The organism is Streptomyces sparsus (assembly GCF_054776295.1).
Window position 1 is genome coordinate 1 of sequence record NZ_BAAHCA010001031.1, and the last position, 1,591, is coordinate 1,591.

2 protein-coding genes are annotated in these 1,591 nt (G+C 73.5%); both read left to right on the forward strand.

What is annotated here, in order from left to right; translation table 11 throughout:
* On the forward strand, positions 1-425 hold a 425-nt coding region (locus tag ACYVE9_RS26030; protein WP_461030347.1), incomplete at its 5' end, for an SCO1664 family protein.
* Between the two features lie 92 nt (positions 426-517).
* The coding region (mshC, locus tag ACYVE9_RS26035; protein WP_461030348.1) for a cysteine--1-D-myo-inosityl 2-amino-2-deoxy-alpha-D-glucopyranoside ligase at positions 518-1,591 on the forward strand (1,074 nt) is incomplete at its 3' end.

Below are 1,591 nucleotides of genomic sequence, written 5' to 3' on the forward strand. Positions count from 1 at the left end.
GGGCGCCGGGGGGCGCGGGGGAGCGCGCCGCGCTGCTGGTGCACGCCGTTGACGCGCCGCTGCGCCGGGTCGCCGTGCTCGACGCGGTGATCAACAACGCCGACCGCAAGGGCGGCCACCTCCTCCCGCAGGCCGACGGCAGCCTGTACGCCATCGACCACGGTGTCACCTTCCACACCGACGACAAGTTGCGCACCCTGCTGTGGGGCTGGGCGGGCGAGGAGCTGCCCGCCGAGGCGTCGGCCGCGCTGCGCGGCCTCGCCGACGCTCTGGCCCCCGGGGCGGCGCTGGCCACCCGGTTGGCGGAACTGCTCAGCGCGGCCGAGGTGGACGCGGTGCGCAAGCGCACCGACGCCCTGTTGACCACCGGACGCCACCCGCTGCCCGGCGGCGCCTGGCCGGCCATTCCCTGGCCGCCGGTCTGACCGGCCGGACACTCCCGCGCAAGACCGTCGAATCAGCCGTTCGTGCTGGTCCCGTTCGTAGGATGAACATCCGTCCGGTTAGGCTCGTCGGCATGCATGCCTGGCCTGCTTCTGAGGTCCCCGCCCTGCCCGGCACGGGCCGCGACCTCCGGATCCACGACACCGCGACCGGCGGGCGAGTGACACTCGCCCCCGGTCCCGTCGCCCGTATCTACGTCTGCGGCATCACGCCCTACGACGCCACCCACCTCGGACACGCGGCGACCTACAACGCGTTCGACCTCGTGCAGCGCGTGTGGCTCGACAACCAGCGGCAGGTGCACTACGTGCAGAACGTCACCGACGTGGACGACCCTCTGCTGGAACGTGCCGTCGCCACCGGCGAGGACTGGTCCGAGCTGGCCGAACGCGAAACCGCCCTGTTCCGCGAGGACATGACGGCGCTGCGCATGCTGCCGCCCGACGACTTCGTCGGCGCGGTCGAGTCGATACCCGCGATCGTGCCGCTCGTCGAACGGCTCCGGGACTCCGGGGCCGCCTACGAGCTCGACGGAGACGTCTACTTCTCCGTGGAGTCGGACCCGCACTTCGGCGAGGTGTCCGGCCTGGACGCCGCCGCGATGCGGGTGCTGTCCGCCGAGCGCGGCGGTGACCCGGACCGCCCGGGCAAGAAGAACCCGCTGGACCCGATGCTGTGGATGGCTGCCCGGGACGGTGAGCCGCACTGGGACGGCGGCACGCTGGGCGCCGGCCGGCCGGGCTGGCACATCGAGTGCGTGGCCATCGCCCTGGACCACCTCGGCATGGGCTTCGACGTGCAGGGCGGCGGCTCCGACCTCGCCTTCCCGCACCACGAGATGGGCGCCTCGCACGCCCAGGCGCTGACCGGCGAGCACCCCTTCGCCCGGTCCTACGTGCACGCCGGCATGGTGGGGCTCGACGGCGAGAAGATGTCGAAGTCCAAGGGCAACCTGGTCTTCGTCTCGGCCCTGCGGCGCGCGGGCGTGGACCCCGCGGCCATCAGGCTGGCCCTGCTGGCCCACCACTACCGCAGCGACTGGGAGTACACCGAGGCCGTCCTGGACGAGGCCGTCGCCCGGCTCGCCCGCTGGCGGGCCGCGGTGTCCCGGCCGGACGGACCGGCGGCCGAGCCGATGCTGGACGCC